This is a genomic window from Nocardia sp. NBC_01327, assembly GCF_035958815.1.
Classification (GTDB): Bacteria; Actinomycetota; Actinomycetes; order Mycobacteriales; family Mycobacteriaceae; genus Nocardia.
This window is the reverse complement of record NZ_CP108383.1, coordinates 6,072,492-6,089,547: the sequence shown is the minus strand read 5'-3', so window position 1 is coordinate 6,089,547 and position 17,056 is coordinate 6,072,492. Positions and strand designations below refer to the sequence as shown.

At 66.7% G+C, this 17,056-nt stretch carries 13 protein-coding genes; 4 read left to right on the top strand and 9 right to left on the bottom strand.

What is annotated here, in order from left to right:
- Window positions 1–50: 50 nt before the first annotated feature.
- The 6 genes from OG326_RS28135 to OG326_RS28110 form a co-directional block, all read right to left on the bottom strand.
- A complete protein-coding gene (locus OG326_RS28135; RefSeq protein ID WP_327140136.1) occupies window positions 51–1,352 on the bottom strand; it encodes a GNVR domain-containing protein in 1,302 nt (433 codons plus the stop codon).
- On the bottom strand, window positions 1,343–2,731 hold the full coding sequence (locus tag OG326_RS28130) for a hypothetical protein (RefSeq protein WP_327140135.1): 1,389 nt from the start codon (window positions 2,729–2,731) through the stop codon (window positions 1,343–1,345). Before OG326_RS28130 ends, OG326_RS28135 begins: the two co-directional genes overlap by 10 nt.
- Before the next feature lie 49 nt (window positions 2,732–2,780).
- The gene (locus tag OG326_RS28125; RefSeq protein ID WP_327140134.1) at window positions 2,781–3,785 is read right to left on the bottom strand and encodes a CgeB family protein; all 1,005 of its coding nucleotides are present in this window, start codon (window positions 3,783–3,785) and stop codon (window positions 2,781–2,783) included.
- Entirely contained in the window at window positions 3,782–5,260 is a 1,479-nt protein-coding gene (locus OG326_RS28120) for a lipopolysaccharide biosynthesis protein (protein WP_442791059.1), read from the bottom strand. Before OG326_RS28120 ends, OG326_RS28125 begins: the two co-directional genes overlap by 4 nt.
- A gap of 841 nt (window positions 5,261–6,101) precedes the next feature.
- Entirely contained in the window at window positions 6,102–7,274 is a 1,173-nt protein-coding gene (locus OG326_RS28115) for a glycosyltransferase family 4 protein (protein WP_327140132.1), read from the bottom strand.
- A gap of 4 nt (window positions 7,275–7,278) precedes the next feature.
- Entirely contained in the window at window positions 7,279–8,322 is a 1,044-nt protein-coding gene (locus OG326_RS28110) for a glycosyltransferase family 4 protein (RefSeq protein ID WP_327146607.1), read from the bottom strand.
- 246 nt (window positions 8,323–8,568) lie between these two features.
- On the opposite strand from OG326_RS28110, the gene OG326_RS28105 reads away from it, so the two are divergent.
- Together OG326_RS28105 and OG326_RS28100 are read left to right on the top strand one after the other, a co-directional pair.
- Complete coding sequence (locus tag OG326_RS28105; protein WP_327140131.1) at window positions 8,569–10,182, top strand: serine/threonine-protein kinase; 1,614 nt, start codon at window positions 8,569–8,571, stop codon at window positions 10,180–10,182.
- Between the two features lie 145 nt (window positions 10,183–10,327).
- Window positions 10,328–11,827 carry an HNH endonuclease signature motif containing protein gene (locus tag OG326_RS28100; protein WP_327140130.1) on the top strand — a complete coding sequence of 500 codons (1,500 nt, stop codon included), beginning with the start codon at window positions 10,328–10,330 and terminating at the stop codon, window positions 11,825–11,827.
- A 738-nt stretch (window positions 11,828–12,565) separates the two neighbouring features.
- On the opposite strand, the gene OG326_RS28095 is transcribed toward OG326_RS28100, so the two are convergent.
- Window positions 12,566–12,787, bottom strand: a complete 222-nt coding sequence (locus OG326_RS28095; protein ID WP_327140129.1) for a hypothetical protein — start codon at window positions 12,785–12,787, stop codon at window positions 12,566–12,568.
- 1,025 nt (window positions 12,788–13,812) lie between these two features.
- Entirely contained in the window at window positions 13,813–13,947 is a 135-nt protein-coding gene (locus OG326_RS28090) for a hypothetical protein (RefSeq protein ID WP_327140128.1), read from the bottom strand.
- 208 nt (window positions 13,948–14,155) lie between these two features.
- On the opposite strand from OG326_RS28090, the gene OG326_RS28085 reads away from it, so the two are divergent.
- Together OG326_RS28085 and OG326_RS28080 are read left to right on the top strand one after the other, a co-directional pair.
- On the top strand, window positions 14,156–15,469 hold the full coding sequence (locus tag OG326_RS28085; RefSeq protein WP_327140127.1) for a polysaccharide pyruvyl transferase family protein: 1,314 nt from the start codon (window positions 14,156–14,158) through the stop codon (window positions 15,467–15,469).
- Between the two features lie 29 nt (window positions 15,470–15,498).
- Window positions 15,499–16,335: a glycosyltransferase family 2 protein gene (locus OG326_RS28080; RefSeq protein WP_327140126.1), complete on the top strand. Its 837-nt coding sequence runs from the start codon at window positions 15,499–15,501 to the stop codon at window positions 16,333–16,335.
- 33 nt (window positions 16,336–16,368) lie between these two features.
- Here OG326_RS28080 and OG326_RS28075 read toward each other — a convergent pair whose 3' ends face one another.
- Window positions 16,369–16,995, bottom strand: a complete 627-nt coding sequence (locus tag OG326_RS28075; protein ID WP_327140125.1) for an MspA family porin — start codon at window positions 16,993–16,995, stop codon at window positions 16,369–16,371.
- Window positions 16,996–17,056 lie beyond the last annotated feature (61 nt).

Here is a 17,056-nt window from a genome sequence, read left to right as displayed (position 1 = left end):
CCCCGCGTCGCCCGGCGTGCGCTCGTCTCCGAGCCCCCTGTTCTCCTCGATCACCGTTTGACCAGGGCCAGCGGACGCTGCAGCAGCTCCCGGAAGGCATGGCGCGGACGCGAGAACACCACCGCTCCGATGAGCCGCCGATTGTCGTGCCCGAAGGTGGCCAGCGACCCGCGCACCTGGTTCGAGGTGGTGTGCCCGAGCTCGATGACCCCGATGGTGGCATCGCAGCGGCGCGCCAGGGCGATGGCATCGGCGGCCGTGCTCACCGGGGCCGCCTCGACCAGGATGAAGTCGAACTCGCTGCGCAGCTTGGACATGATGTCGCCGAAGCGATCGGAATCGAGCAGATCCGGGGTGCGGAAATCGAGCCCGCCCAGGGCCAGCACGCTGATGCCCACCTCCGGCCAATAGGTCACCGCGCCCACCGGGGAGGAGCTGCTGCGCAGCAGTTCCGACAGTCCCGGTGCGGCATTCACCGGAACCAGCGTGCTCGAGCCCCGGCCCGAGGTGTCGGCATCCACCAGCACCACGCTCGCGCCGGTATCGGCGAAGGCCCGGCCCAGCCCGATTGCCACATCCGGCTCCGAATGCGGGGACAGCGAGGTCAGCAGCACGGTGGTGCGCTCCGGGTCCTCAGTGAGCCGGGTGCGCAGCCGCCGCAGTTCCCCGGCCGCGCCGGGACGGCCGTCATCGATGATGCCCAGAATCGGCACCGGCAGAATGCCTTCCAGATCCGAGGAGGTGTGCAGCCGCTTGTCGAGGCGGTCACGGACGAACGCCGCGCCCAGTCCCAGGGCCAGTCCGGCGAGGATGCCGAGCAGATACAGCCGCTTCTTCTGCGGGCTGGTCGGCGCCGTCGGCGTCTGCGCCTTGTCGATCACATCGACGCGTGCGGCCGGAGCCGCATCGGTCTGAATCAATTCGAGCTTCGAGACCAGCGCCCGGAACTGCGAGACCACCTCATCGGTGATCGTGCGTGCGCCGTTGGCGGTGGAGTCGGTCGCCGAGATGACGATGATGGTGGTGGCCGGCGGCGAGGCCGCGGTAATGCGCCCGCGCAGATCGTTCACCGAAGCGGTCAGGCCCAGTTGATCTTTCACGTAGGTGGCGACCGTGACGCTGTTGGCCAGGTCCACATACGAGCGCACCCGCTGCTCGGCGGCCAGCCCGCCCTGATAGGAGTCGTTGACCGAGGTGCCGGTCGCCATGGACACGTACACCGAACTCGAGGCCGTGTACACGGTGGGCAGCGTGCCCGCGTACGCGTACGCGCCCCCGCCGCACACCAGGACCGCGACCACGATGATCGGCCACCGCCGCCGCACCAGGTGCCAGTAGTCCATCAAACCCATTGCGCTGTCCTCGTTTCCGCGGGTGGTATCGGTGCACTCGAAATTTCGTCCACCCGTCTTCGGTATTCACCGACGACCAGATATGCCAGCCAGGCCAGCACCACGGCCTGCAGATTCTTGCCGACCGTTTCGACGGTCCCCAGAATGCCGCGTTCGAACAGCACCGGCACCTCGATGAGCGCCAGCCCGAGCACGGCCATGCCGATATAGCGGCTGTAGAGGGAGTGGATCCAGATGATCAGCATGACGAAGGTGAACGTCACACCCAGTGCCACACCGGCATAGCCGCCTAGCACATATCCCTCGCTGATATTGCCCTCGGCCAGCGATACCTGCACCGTCGACATATCCACCGAGGCGCCGCGCACCTGATCGGCCCAGGCCGCGCCGGATCGGAACTTCTCCGCGCCCAGCAACTGGGTGGGCACGAGACTCTGCAGGGCATGCTGGGCCACCTGCCCCGGCGTGAGCCAGGAGTGCGGCCCGACATACCAGGCGTCGGTGGCGGCTTCCAGTAGATCGAAGCGCCGCAGAATGCTCAGGAATGGTTTGACGACCGCCGGGTACTGTGAATCGACCAGCGCTGCTTGGGATTTGGCTTCGGTGGTGGTCTTGAGAGATTGCAGCCAGCCGAACGCGCCGACCGCGATTCCGGTAATGCTCAGCACCCCGGCCACTTTGCCGCGCGTCCAACCGGTCATTGCGAAGCGGACCGCGATGGCCAGCGCCGCGCCCATGATCGGCGTCTTGGATTGCACCATCGCCGTCCAGACCAGTTCACCGCAGGTGAGCGCCCCGACCACCAGTGCGGTGGTGCGCGCGCTGTCGCTGCGGAAGAACACGATCAATCCGATCGCGCCGAGGGTCGCCAGAATGGAGACCAGGTTCAGGATCGGATTGGGGCTCTCGAGTTCACCGGCGCTGCCGCTGCTGCCGCTGGCGACGGCGGCCAGCCGGCCCAGTGTGCCGACGCCGTAGAGCAGGAAGAGAGTCTGGGTGAAGACCGGATTGCCCGCGAAATATGCGGCGCCGCCGGACTTCTCGTTGATATTGTGCTCGGGTCGCAGTCTGGTCCACACCGCGTAGGCGACAACCAGCGCGGCGTACACCCACAATCCGAACACCACCGGCTTCAGCACCAGGGCAATGCTCGCGTCGTAGCCGTAATCGGCCAGTCGCGGATCGGGCACATTGTCACCGAAGTTCGGCTGCGGCTGCACCCACAGCAGGACCGCCGGGCGCGCGACATAGGAAAGCGACCAGTGCGCACTCTGTGCGATCAGGAACACCCGGGCCACTCCCGGGAGGTACATGGCGGCAATAACCATGGTCGCCAAGGCGCCGGCGACAAGCAGAACTTGAAATTGCGCGAGGGCCATCAGCTCTTCTCCATCACCCATATGTTCGCGCCGGGTGGCCCACCGTTACTCATTCCAGGGTGTCGACGATCTCGCGCGCACGGTCCAGGTAGCTGTGCCCGCCGCCGACTATGCGGCGGTAGCCCGCCTCGGCGACCTTGGCGACCTGATCCGGGTACCGCGCGCAGCGCGTGAGGATCTCGCGCAGTTCGGTCGGGCCGGAGAACAGGAAGCATTCGGACTCGTCCTGCAGCAGCTCGGCGTGCTCATCGGTGCGCTCGCCGACGAAAAGCCCACCGGCGGCCGGAACTTCGAAGGTGCGGCAGGTGTGGGTGTCGCGGTTATCGGAGTTCAGCAGCACCAGATTGGCGGTGACCGAGGCGACGGCGGTGGAGAAGTGCTCACCGTAGGCGGGGCCGCCGACTTCCGCGGCGGTCTGCCGGAGCGCGGGGATGCGCCCCCAGCCGGGACCGCGTAAGAGCATGCCGCCCTGGTACTCCTGGGCGAGAGACACCAGCAGATGCTGGCGGTCCGGGCGCACCGCGCCGATGAAACCGAGCAGAAAACGCCGTGCCCCGCGCTGGGCGCACGGGTGATGCCAGGCCGGATCATAGGCGCTGCGAACGAATTTCACGGCACGTGCGCCCCGGGCCCGCAACTCCGGGACATTGTGCCATTTTGTGGTGACGATGAGGTCCCACTGCGATTCGCAGGCCAGGTACGCCGGACTGGTGTTGTACGGATTGGACACGTCATCGGGGCTGTAGTGCACATGCTGCCCGGCCGGGGTGTCCAGCAGCCGGTGCTGGTCCAGGTGGACGGATTTGAACGCGAACAGCACGTCGGGCTTGAAATCCGCTGCGGTGGACTCGATCCTGGCGTGGATGGCCTCCACATCCCAGGGCGCGCGCCGGCGTGCGATCTTCGAGTACACCCACGGCGGCGACAATCGCGCGGGCAGGGTGACCGCGGTGGTATCGATCACCACCACCTCGTGCCCCGCCTGCCGGAACCCGTCGGCCAGCGAGCGAGCGTTGCTACCCACCCAGTCGTCCCCGACGAAGAGCAACTTCACGCCAAATCCCCCTTGCGCAACAAGACGGCGGCGGCTTCGAGCGCCCCGCTGCGCACCGCCCGCTCCCGGACGATGAGCCACCGCATTCGGATGATGTACCACACCGCGACACTGATTTCCGCGGACACCGTGCCGTAGACGAGCGTCCACACCGACTGGGTGCGGGCCGCGGCGGTGAGCGCGACCAGGGCCACGCAGGTGCCGATGATCGCGCCGACGAGCACCCCGACGGTGTCCTGCTTGACCGGCAGGATCGCGGTGGTCACATAGGACGAGATGGTGGTGGCGGGCAGGATGAGCACCTCGACCCGCAGCATCGGGATCGCGCCGTTGAAATCATCGGTGTAGATCAGGTGGATGAGCACCGGGGCCAGGATCCACACCGCGACCACCGCCAGGCAGGCGGCGCAGACGCAGGCAGCGAGCGCTTGAATCGAATTGCGCCAGAAGGATTCATGCGTGCTGCGCCGCGCCATACGAGGCAGCAGGGCGAAGCCGATGGGGTCCAGGGTCGACTGGATCGCACGGACCAGGCGATCGCCCGCGGAGTAGAGGCCCAGGGACGCCGCCGACAGGACCGCGCCGTAGACCGCCGCCGAGCCCTGCCCGTATCCGGTCACCAGCAGCCGGGAGGTGAAGATCGGCGCGGCCATGCGCAGCATGGCCTTCAGCCCGTGCGGCCGGGTCGGAGGTCCGTAGGTGTGCAAGGAATCCCACCAGGTCAACCCGACCGGGGCGATGGACGAGACGAGCAGGCAGATGACGGCCAGCGAGGCATTCGGGAAGCGGGGGAGCAGGACCACCAGCAGGACCAGATAGCCGATCCGCCCGATCCCCTGATACATGGTCGAGCGCCCGAACCGGCCCTGCCCGATGAGCAGCCAATCCTCCGAGAACGACCAGAACCCACCGGCGAACAGGCCCAGCAGTGCCATATGCGCCTGCGGCGGGACCCCGATCACCAGACTCGCCAGCAGCGCGGCCCCGAGCACGCCCAGTGTGGTGCCGCGAACCACGAGATACGTTCCCCGCATTCGATTCACCTCGATGCGGCTGGACACCTCATCGTGCACCCGCGCGGCCAGAAACGAGGTGATCCCGAGGTCCACCATGAGCGACCCGATGAAATACGACGACATGCCGATCGCCAGCAGGCCGGTGCCGTGCGGCCCCAGCGTCCGCGCCAGCAGCGGCACCGTCACCAGCGTGATGACGTACTGCCCGTATTTGCCGAAGGTCACCAGCCCGATATCGCGCAGAATGCTGCCGATGCTCCCGAGCCCGTGCCGCGACGGTTTCCGGTGTCTCCCATGGCCCGACCGCTGCGACGCTTCCGCACCGGGCGGCTCGACCTGCACCGCCGACGGCGCATAGGCCCCGGTCTCATCCCGCAGCGGTGCGGGTCCGACCTCGGATCCCCCGAGCACCGCGGCACTGGCGGCGGCCGCCCCGTCCACGAGACCCACTGCGTCCATGAACAATTGCGCGGTGTCCGGCCCGGCGGCCGGAGCCGAGCGCCCGGCCCCGTTCACCGGTACCGGCACGCCTCGATCCGGGGGAGCGCCGTTCGCTGGCGGCCCACCGGGGTGAACACCCCCGCCCGGTGCAGCGTTGTCGCCTGAGCGCGAACCGTTCGCGGGCGGTACGCCGGGCTGCATGCCATGGTCTGGCACGGCACCGTCGCGTGAGCGCGAACCGTTCGCAGGCGGTCCGCCGGGCTGAATGCTGTGGTCTGGTGCGGCACCGTCGCGTGAGCGTGAACCGTTCGCGGGCGGTCCGCCGGGCTGAATGCTGTGGTCTGGTGCGGCACCGTCGCGTGAGCGTGAACCGTTCATGGGTGGTCCGCCGAGGTGGATGCCCAAGCCTGGTGCGGCGTTGTCGCCTGAGTGCCCACCGTTCGCCGATGGCCCGCCGGGGTGAATGCCCCAGTCCGGCACGGGATTGCCTGCGGAGAACGTGCCCTGTGCAGGCAGCTCGCCGGGTTGGACGGCCCTGCCGGGCACAGCGCTGTCGGAGTACTCGACGTCCGCGATGGAGTCGGCGTGCGTGGGTGGTCCAGCGAAGGGCGCCCAGCCGTTGCGCGGTCCGGCGAAACCTGAAGCGGTGCGGGGTATTCCAGGCGGTGCCGGAGTAGCTCCGCGGCGAGGGTCCGCGTCCGAGTGGCCCGGCGGTACGGGTGCGGCGCCGGGGGATTCGCCGGAGGCCCGGTCGTCCTCGGCGGCCAGGCTGTGGCGCATGATGCGGCGCTGCCGGAGTCTGGACAGGGTGTAGAGCGGTGTGGTGGGTGGGTCGTACCCAGGCGGGGGGTCGGGTTGGTCATCCACGGCGCCACCGGGTTCCGGGTAGCAGCGTCAGGAAATCGGTGACCGCGCGGGCGGATTCGGCGATATCGAAATCGCGGGCCCGATAGCGGGCGGCCTCGGCGAGTTTGGCGCGCAGTTCCTGATCGGCGATGAGGGTGTCGAGGGCGCGGGTCAGCTGGGCGCGGTCGCCCGCATCCACGAGCAGGCCGTTCACGCCGGGGTCCACGATCTCCTCCGGACCGCCGGGGCGGGTGGCGATGACGGCGCAACCCGCGCGCATGCCCTCCACGACCACCTGTCCGAAGGGTTCGGGCAGCACCGAGCAGTGCACGAGGATATCCGCGTGCCGCAGATAGGGTTCCGGGTCTTCGACATGACCGGTGAAGGTCACGGGCAGATCCAGCGCGGTGGCGTGCACCTCGAGCTCGTCGCGGTAGGACTCCTCGTCGAAGAAGGTGCCCCCGACCAGAAACACCTCGCGCGGCAGGATTCTCACGTCCGCCAGGGCGCGCAGGAAATGGTCCTGGCCCTTCCACGGTGCGAGGCGGCCGACCACGGTGACGACGGTTTCGGTGGCCGGGCGCTGCTCGGCGCGGGTGATCGCCGCGCTGCCCTGTGCGAGATCGGCGAACTCCGGTGTGTCGAATTCGACTCCGGGATAGGCGACCAGCGCGCGCCGCCGCCAGGTGTAGAGCGAGGCCAGGGTGCCCCGGCTGTTGGCGATGCTGCCGCGCGCCACCAGCCAGCCCAGCAGTCGAAGGGCCGGCGCCAGCCAGCGCCCGAAGTAGTCCGCCGAGATCCGGTCGTGCACATGCCAGATCAGCGGCACCCGTGCGCGCCGCGCCGCCACCGCGCCCATGAGCAGCGCTTTGGTGCTACCAGCCACCACCACTGTCGCCTCCAGTTCGCGGACTGTGGCGCCCAGCGCCCAGCCCAGTCGAACCAGTCCCGCACAGCCGTTGAGCAGACTGCGGAGACCGGCCTTCTGGATGGTCATCGCTCGGGAGTCGAAATCATTGCGCACCAGTCGGGTTTCGATCCCGCGCTGTTGCGTACGCCGCACCATGGGACCGTCCTCGGTGTAGATCACCGCGGTGTGCCCCGGGGGCATGGCTGCGACCAGGCGCAGCGTGGCGAGTTCGGCGCCCGAGGGAGCCGCGGTATGGGCGAGGAAGACGGCCTTCACAGCGTCACCCCGCCAGTTCGGCGTAGATATCCCGATGCCGGTGGGCGGCTACGTCCCAGGAGAAGGTCTCGGCATGGGCGCGGCACTTTGCCGGATCGGGCCGGGTGCCGGACAGCGCGTCGGCGATACGGGCACTGAGGGCCTCGGCATCACCGGGCGGCACAATTAGCGTGGCATCGAGGTCACGGACCGAATCCGGTAGTCCGCCGCAGTCGGACACCACGGGAGCTCGGCCTGCCGCAAGCGATTCCAGGGCGATGAGCCCGAATCCTTCGAGCGCGAGCGACGGCACGACGGTGAGATCGGCCTCGAGATAGAGCGCGGTGAGTTGCTCGTCGGTGACCGGCCCGGTGAAGATTATCGAGCTGTCGCCGGCTGCTGATTCACGCAATTCCGTTTCGGCAGTACCGGTTCCGACGATCACGAGTCTCGCGTCGGGATGCGCGGCCACAACGTCGGGCCAACCGCGGATGAGTACATCGATACCCATGCGCCGTTCCAGTCGCCGCACGCAGAGCACCATGCCGGTGGGTTGCGTGGCTTGCGGTGGCGGGAACCGGCCGAGGTCGACCCCCGGCGGAACGACCAGCACCTTGTCCTCGCTCACGCGGTAGTCGTCGATGAGCAATCGCCGAAAGTGGTTGGACAGCACGATGAATCGATCCGCTCGCGCATACCGCAGCCGCTCGACCAGGTACTTGGCCCGCACCGACCGATCGCCCTCTCCGGCCATCCGGCTCTCCGCCGCCCATGGTCCGTGAAAGTGCACGACCAGCGGGTTCCGCCCCAGGGGCGAGGCCCCGTACAGGGCGAAATGTCGATCCAGCACCGTTCCCCGCTTCAACTCCCCGCGATCAAGATACGAAGTCCGCACCCGCCACCCAGTGGACCGACCGGTCGGACCCCATGAGCCCGCGCCGAGAGGCGCAGCACCGAAAGCTCTTGCGGTAACCGATATTTCCGGAATCCGCGCCAATGCGGAATAGAGATCGGTGAAGTACCGATTGAGCCCACCAGGTGCTGCGGAAAACCACTCGGACCCGTGCATATGCACCCGAAGCGGCTCAGCCAACAACCCTCACCCCCGGGTTTGTCACCCACCCGGACCGCGGTTGCGGCCCGAACGCCCTTGCAGCGCAAGTGTATGTCAAGAGGCTCGACCCGGCGAGCTATCGATTGGCAACCAACTGGACCCCTCGGTTTCCGCCGCCCGGGAGCCGCTGCCGCACCCTCACCTGTTCCCCGTGTGCGTTACGGTGATCGGCAGCATGTAGCAGTCGGAGGTAGTGAGGTCGTGGCGAGGACACTCGCGCAGGGACAGACATTCGCGGGCTATGTGATCGAGCGTCTGCTCGGCGTCGGCGGAATGGGCGAGGTCTATCTGGCCCGCGATCGAGACCTGCCGCGCTCGGTAGCACTGAAGCTGCTCAGCCCTGCCGTAGCCGACGACGCCGAGGTCCGCGCCCGATTCCTCCGCGAAGCCGATACCGCGGCGCGACTGGCACATCCGAATATCGTGGCCGTCTACGCCCGCGGTCGCGACGAGGACCGGCTGTGGATGGCCATGCAGTACATCGAGGGCACAGACGTCGCCGCGGCCCTGCGCGACGGACCGATGCGCCCCGACCACGCGGTGCGCATCCTCGGCGAAACCGCACGAGCGCTGGACCACGCCCATCGCGCCGGCGTCCTGCACCGTGACGTGAAACCCGCCAACATCCTGCTGGCGTGGGGCCCTGAACAGCGGGTATTCCTGGCAGACTTCGGAATAGCGAAAGCCCTCGACCAGACCAGCGCGCTCACCCGCACCGGTGAGATGTACGCCAGCTTCCAATACGCCTCACCCGAACAGTTCGAACTGCGCACGGATATGGACCAGCGCGCCGACGTATACGCACTCGGCTGCACGCTGTTCCACATGCTCACCGGCGCACTGCCGTACCCCGGACCGACCACCGCCCAGCTGATCAACGGGCATCTCAACGGGCAGATACCGCGACCGAGCGAACTGAATCCGGCGGTACCCACCGCGTTCGACGAGGTGATCGCCTGCGCGCTGGCCAAGGATCGCACGCAGCGGTACGGCACCTGCGGGGAATTGGCGGCCGCAGCTGCTCACGCGCTGACCGCGACGAATCGCGGTGGTGCGCCGTGGACTCCGCCGGTATCAGCGCCGAGGCTGGCCGTTGTCGAGGGTGCCGGGACAACGCAGCATCCGCGAACGGCTTACGGGCAAACGACTCAGCACAATGCCGCGCCGTTGCAGTACGGACCGGCGGTGACCCAGTTAGCGCCGGGAGGCTTCCGTCAAGACGGTTCAGGTCCGTCGCCCGCTGTGCACGAGGTGCCCTCCACTCCTCGGCCCCGTCGCAAGGGACGAAAGCGACTCATCGTCGCAGGTTTGCTCGCCGCGATCGTGGTCGCGGGTATCGGTGTCGGATTCGGCAGTGGAGCCTTGCGATTCACGATCGGCGCAGGTGCGGGGGCCGGCCCCGGCGCGCTCGTTCCCGGCGTCACCCAGACCGATGCCTCCCGCGACGCTGCGACCAAGGCTGCCTGCGACTACGGCATTTTGATGACGACCTACGACTACACCGACGGCGACGGATGGCAGGCGAAAGTCGAAAACGGTGCCACAGGAACATGGAAATCCCAGGCACAGCAACTACTCCCCGCCATCCGACTGCTTCTCGAGTCAGACTCCGAGCACACCCGCGGAACAGATTCGAAATGCACTGTCACTTCCGGTAACACCACACACTACGAACTCGCAGTGGATATCACTCAGGTGAACTCCACAAAGGGCAAGGCCGACACAACCGACCACCAAAACGTCACCATGTCCATGGACTACGTAGACGGTAAGTGGTTGTGCAGCAAGTGGGTCAGCCCACTCTTCCCGTCCTGATGCTTGCGGTAAAAGAACAAAAAGATAAAAGACGCCTGGACAAGAAGAAGAGAAACCAAAAAAGAACAAATCGGGAATCTGAATAGCTTGATATCACAACGCATTTCGCCTTTCGGAGTCTGTTTCCCGGCGGTAGAATAGAGGCATGAATCCGGGGGGAGAAACCACAATCGTCACCAGTGCACACGCACTGGACACGGCCGTGGAATCCCTCCTGAACGCCTCCCTCACCCCACTGTGCGACGAGCAATTCATCGCGCTCATGGGCGAGGTCGAGACCAGCATGCGCAAACTCGAAGCCGTCAAACACCGCTTCGTCACCGAAACCTGCACCCGCTCCCTGGCCGCCCGCGCCGGATCAACCTCCCCGATCAAATTCCTCGAACAAACCCTGCGCCTGTCCCACGCCGACGCCGCTTCGCGGGTCAACGCGGCGAAGCAGTTGAGCCCGCAACCCGCCCTGGGTGGGGACCTGGAACCGGAGTTGGCGTATGTCGCCGAAGCCCAACGCGAGGGCCAGATCTCGGTCGATCACGTGCGCCGGATCACGCAGGTCCTCAAGCGCATCCCCTGCGCCGCCGACCCCGGGCAGAAGGACCTCGCCCAAGACGTTTTGACCACCTACGCACGTACCGGCAGCCCCGACAAACTGATCGACCTCGGGGAGATCATCCTCGCCCACATCGACCCGGACGGCACCCTGACCCAGGACAAGGACCGCGACCGCATGCGCGGACTCACCCTCGGACGTAAGCGCGCCGACGCCATGTCCCCGCTGATCGGGGAGATCACCGAACCGCTGCGCGAAGTCCTGGAACCCTTGCTGGCCAAGTTCGCCCGGCCCGGTATGTGCAACCCCGCTGATCCGGACAGCCCGAAGGTCGCCGACCGCACCCTCGACCGGGACAAGCTCAAGGCCGCTGCCGAGCGTGATACCCGCAGTGCGGCGCAACGCAACCATGATGCGTTGCTGGCGGTGCTGCGGTTTCAGCTCGACCGCCCCAAACTCGGCTCCCACCGCGGTCTGCCCGTGGAGGCGATCATCACCATGCGCCTGGAGGATGTGGAGCGGGGTGCCGGGATCGCGACCACCGCGACCGGGGGCACCCTGACCATCGCGCAAGCCCTGGAACTGGCCGCCGGAACCCGCCCGTTGTTGGTGGTGTTGAACAAGGCCGGGCTGCCCCTGTATTTGGGGCGGGGTCGGGATCGGTTGGCCAGTCCCGCACAACGACTGGCGTTGATCGCCTCCGACAAGGGCTGCACCCGCCCCGGGTGCAGTGCCCCCGCCTCGATAGCGGCGGCCCATCATGTCACCGGGTGGGCCGAGGGCGGGCGCACCGATATCGACAACCTCACCCTCGCCTGCGATGGGTGCCACGCGATGATCCACGACGGCCCCGGCGGCTGGAAAACCATTGTCATGGGCGAAGACACACCGTTTCCGGGCCGGACCGGGTGGATCGCCCCACCGCATATCGACCCGACCGGGACTCCGCAGGTCAATCACCCGCACCACACCGGTGAGGTGATGGCCGGTGCCCTGACCCAGATCCGCACCCGCGAACGGGCACAACGCGAACGGCGACAAGCATGGCTCGATGACCGCAAAACCACCCCCACCCCCACCCCCGTCCTCGAATAGGCGGCCCACCCCTTTGTAGACACCGTCAGGCTGGTCCTGGCGGTGCTACAAGCCGTTGCCCACCAAGGTGTTCGTGGCTATCGACACCGATCAACGTGGCCATCGACCCCCGATCAACCAGATCCGGCCCGGACCAGGGAACGGCGACAACAGCGGCCGACGGCTGACTGTCTCCCTCATCACCGACTCGATAACAGGACAGCGCAGCGATATCTCCCAGCGGTGTCAAAGACCGTGCCCACCAAGGCTTCCGCAGGCATGGGCCGCCGAGGTCGAACGACCAGAATGTGCCCAGACCGAGCGGACCGACAGCAGCGGCGATGGCAGGTGTGGCTCGATGCCCGCACCACCCCCACCCCAACCCGCGAATATCGACTCGCCCCGCATAGGCACCGTCAGGCCGGTCCTGGCGGTGCTACAAGCCATCGCTCACCAAGTGCCCGCAGGCGCTGGCCGCTGAAGTGAACGATCAGAACGGGTCAAGACCGAGTAGACCTGCAGCAGACGTGACTCGATGCCACAAACCCACTCCCACAGCTCATCGGCATCGATGAGAGGGCCCGGTATCCACGCCCGCGAATAGCAGGCCACCCCGCACACACACCCTCAGGTGGATCCGCCGACGCGACAGCCGGTCCGAATCCCGCACATACCCAAATGCCCCAGTCCCCGGCCACCCCGGCCCTGCACTGTCCACTGCCATCGCCCACCCGCACCCGCCCAGTCCCGCCGCGGCCATCAGCGCCGATCTTCGAACACCACAAGCATTTGCCAGCCGAAGTCTTTCAAGCTCGTGGTCTCGATCCCTTGTCTCCAGGCGTCCTTGATCTTTCGGGTCTTCGTCTTTTCGTATTTGTCTCTGAAACCGGACCACAGCCGGTCTTCCGGCTGGTACCGCAGGTATCTCCGTACTGCGGAAGGTAAATCGGGTACCCCACCCGACGCCACCAGCACAGCCATCTCGGGCCCTGCCCGCACCCAGGGACCCAACACCGCCTCTCGGCGCACACAACCCAGGTGCACCGGCCTCAACTCGGCCGCACAGCAGGCGTCCGTAGGTCACAGACCCGATAACCGTTGTGCCGCTGAGAGACCCGCTGTTCCATCCCCGGTGGCCGACGGTTTCTATGCCGAAATGGTCGGTGCACCTGGGTTTCTTGCCTCCCGGGCAGGGTTGGTCTGGCAGGGGGTGCGGGCAAAGCCCGAGATGGCCGTGCTGGGCACGTCGGCATAGGTACCCGGTTTACCTTCCGCCGTTGGGAGGGATACCTGCGGTACCAGCTGGGTCGACTGGCTGTGGTCCCGTTCTCGAGAACAAAACACGGAGAGACGTGGGGCGAACCTACCCCCGGCGCAGTTCACGTGGCTTTCCGGTTGATTGCTACTCGCTCTTCTGAGGGAGGCCAGATGTGTCGCTGTCCTGCAGTACTCCAATCTCTTGGAATCCTGGTGGCGACGGCGCTTATCGGTCTGGGGGAGTGGGGATTGGCGCGGCGGATCGGATCGCGAGTAATGCCAAGTCCTTTGTCTCTGCGGTGATGTTGCAGCACACCAGTGGGATTCCGGATTACGTCCTGGGTCTCGACCTGTAATCGGTGGTAGCCCTGGGGGAGTCGCGGTCGTTGGACGAACTGATTGGCTTGCTCTGGCCACGACTGCGGAGTTCGCACCGGGGGATCGCTCCGAGTGCTCGAATACGAACTATCTGATCGCGGGGAAAGTCAACCTCATCGACGTCACCGATATCGACCCCGGCTGGGGGTCTGGCCGACGGGGCCATGGACTCCACCGATGCGGATATGAATCGCTTATGGCGGTGCTGGCTGGGCGGGTGTTGGGCGCCGCGGAACTGACCGAGGTGGAACGGAGCGTTCCCAGTGGAGATCTGCGTCGCTCAGAGGATTTCGGGCTGGGCCTGTTCCACTGGACGACCTCCTGCGGTGTCGAGGACTGGGTCACGGTGGCACCGTGCATGGCACCTTCGTCTACGGGGGCGCGACGGCCGGCCGTTCTGTCACCGTGAGCATGAACGGGCTGCCGGATTCGTCGCAGCGAAGGTGCACGATATCGACCTGGACGATGTGGGCGATGCCGCCCTGTGTGCTCCTCGATGAGGCCATAGCGCGAACGGGACGCAGTGCGATAGATTCGCTGCGGATTCGTGCTCGGCACGAGGGGGTCCGTCTACTCCGGTGGTTGGGCTACTGCGGCAGTGCTGCCCCTCCGAACAGAACAACCGGTATTTACCGGGGCTCCGGAAGGAAATTCAGAGTGGGGACGTCTGGCGCGGGGGACAGTGCCGGGAAAAACAGTGCCGGGGGATTGAGGGTGCTGGTCGACAACGGAGAGTATTGGCTGCGTAATCGCGGCGATATCGCCATGATGGTCATGACGGTGGACCGGCTGCGCGAGCACTGGCCACAGGCCCGCATCGGAATGCTCACCGACGAACCACGGGTGATGCGCGCGGTGCTGCCGGAGGCCGAACCGGTCTTCGCGGGCGGCGGAGGCCATTGGGGCAGAAGCGGTTTGGGCGGTCAGCTCGATCAGGTCACCGGCACCCGGTTCCTCGGTCCGGCGGCGCTGCACTGGCGCGCCGCCACGGAGGTGCCGAAGCATCATCTGCGCGGGGTGCGCGATTGGGTGCGCACCGAGGCGAGTGCACTGATCGGCGGGGAGCAGGCGTCCGAGTCCTCGGGGATGCCGCCGCTGCCCCCGGTTCCGGCTGCGGTCAGCGACGCCTCCCTGGTCATCGCGCAGGGCGGCGGCTATATGACCGATGTCGACCTCTACCAGGCGCACCGCACCCTCAACCTGCTGGAATACGCTCAGGGCCTGGGCATTCCGAATGTGATGATCGGCCAGGGCATGGGCCCGATGCGCGATCCGGAGCTGTTGCGGCGGGCGGCGGAGGTGCTGCCCAAGGTGGACTTCATCGGCCTGCGCGAAGGCGTGCGCGGTCCGAAACTCCTGGCGGAGCTCGGTGTTCCGGCGGACCGGATACTGGTCACCGGCGACGACGCCGTCGAATTCTCCTACCGTATGCGACGTCCCGAGATCGGCGGCGACCTCGGCCTCTGCCTGCGCATCGCCGACTATTCGAAGGTCAGCGACTCCGCGCGCGACACCCTGGGCGCGGTCGTGCGCGCCCGGGCCGCCGAATTCGGCACGGCCCTGGCCCCGCTCATCATCTCCGAGTACGACGATGAGGATCGCACCCACACCCTGCCGCTGCTGACCGGCGCCGCCAAGGTGCGCGCCGTGATCGGCCGCGCCGGCACCGCCCAGGATGTGGCGCGTCAGGTCTCGCGCTGCCGGGTGCTGGTCACCAGCGCCTACCACCTGGCGGTTTTCGCGCTGTCACAAGGTATTCCGGCGGTCGCTGTAACGGCGAGCCAGTACTACGACGACAAGTTCTATGGATTGGCAGATATGTTCGGCGCCGGATTACGGGTCGTTCATCTCGACGCCGACAACCTCGAGACCGAATTGACACGTGCTGTCCGGGAATTGTGGGAATCGGCGCCCGAATTGCGAGATACGCTGCAGCAGAAGGCAGTCGAGCAGATCGATACCGGCCGCACGGGCCTGGACCGAGTGTTCCGTCTCGTGGAGGAGGGGCCGGGGGGCCTGTCCGGCTAACCCACCGCCGCACCAGCTCAGGGGGAACGATGGTCAACCTGTCGGTGTGCGTTCCGGCCTACAATTCCGGACGCACACTGGGCGCAACACTGCGCTCGATTCTCGACCAGGACACCGCATTCGAGGTGATCGTCCTCGACAATGCCAGCACCGACGATACCGGCGCGGTGGCGAGATCCTTCGATGATCCGCGCATGCGCATCGTCCGCAACGAAGAGACGCTGCCGATCGGCGAGAACTGGAACAAGGCCGTCTCGCTGGCCAAGGGCCGCCTGGTGAAGGTGGTCTGCGCCGACGATATCCTGCTGCCCGGCTCGCTGGAGGCGCAGCTGGAGGTCATGGGCGACAATGGAATCGCCATCTGCGCCTCGAAGTTCCAGGTCATCGACGAGGGCGGCAATATCGAGGAGACCGATCTCGGTCTGCCCGATCTGCTCGGCCCGCGCAATGCGCAGGCGCTCATGCGCACCATCGTGCGCCGCGGCCCCGCCGATTTCGGGCCTACCGCCGCGGCCATGTTCCGGCGCAAGGATTTCGAGCGCGTCGGCGGCTTCCGCGGCGACCTGGTCTTCCCCATGGATGTGGACCTGTTCGCGCGCGTCAGCGCCTTCGGCATGTTCTACGGTATGCAGCAGGTCCTGGCGGCCTGGCGCAATTCGAGTTTCAACCTGTGCAGCAATACCTCGACCGTGAGCAAGCTCAGCGAGATGCTGCGCTTCCATCATCGGCTGGGCCAGGAGTACCCACAGCTGATCGGCCGGGGCGCGGTGCTCGGCGGCGATCTGCGCCTGGCCCGCGCGGCCGCCGATCGAGCGCGTATCCGGGCGACGGCAACACTGTTGCGCCGCCCGGAGCTGCTGCACTGAACCGGTTTTCGGACTGTACCGGCGGCAGGCCGACTAGCTGTGCGACAGCGGCCCGTAGGCGACGACGGTATCGCCGCCGCTGCTGGTGAGCCGGACGAACGGGCGGATGGTGGTCTGACCGAGAACGCCGGTCACCGTGCCGTGGAAGCCCGACATGGTGAGGCAGCCGTCCTTGCCGGACACATCGCCGCCGGCGGCGTCCACCGACTGAATACCCGGCCCGAAGCCCACATCCAGCTCGCCGCCCACCGTCGGAATGAGATTGAAGAAGTTGAGCGCGGGCGGCTGGGTGATCTGGAATTCGAGGCTGGGCGTCTGGTACTGGAAAGAGATCTTCCCGGTCAAGGTGGCCGGATAGCCGACCTGATAGCCGATGGTGACGTGGCCGGACCACTTGTCATCGTCGGGCGAGGTGACCCTGAAGCAGGCCTTGCCGCTGTGGAACCACTCGCGGGTGAGCGGGTTGCCGTCCAGCGGTGCGACAAAATCGATACGGGTATCGGCGGAGATGGCTTCGACGGTGCGACCCTGCTGATCGACGATCGAATTATCGGCATCGACTGCGGCGGTGGACATTCCGCCGCCCAGTGTCAGAAAGGCAGTGGCGGCGACTGCGGTCGCCGCGGCGCGCGTGACCACCACGCGCTGTGTGTTCCCCATGGTTGTTCCGTTCCCTCATCAGATTGAACTGCGTAATCCCTACGCGTGCAATAGATTCCCC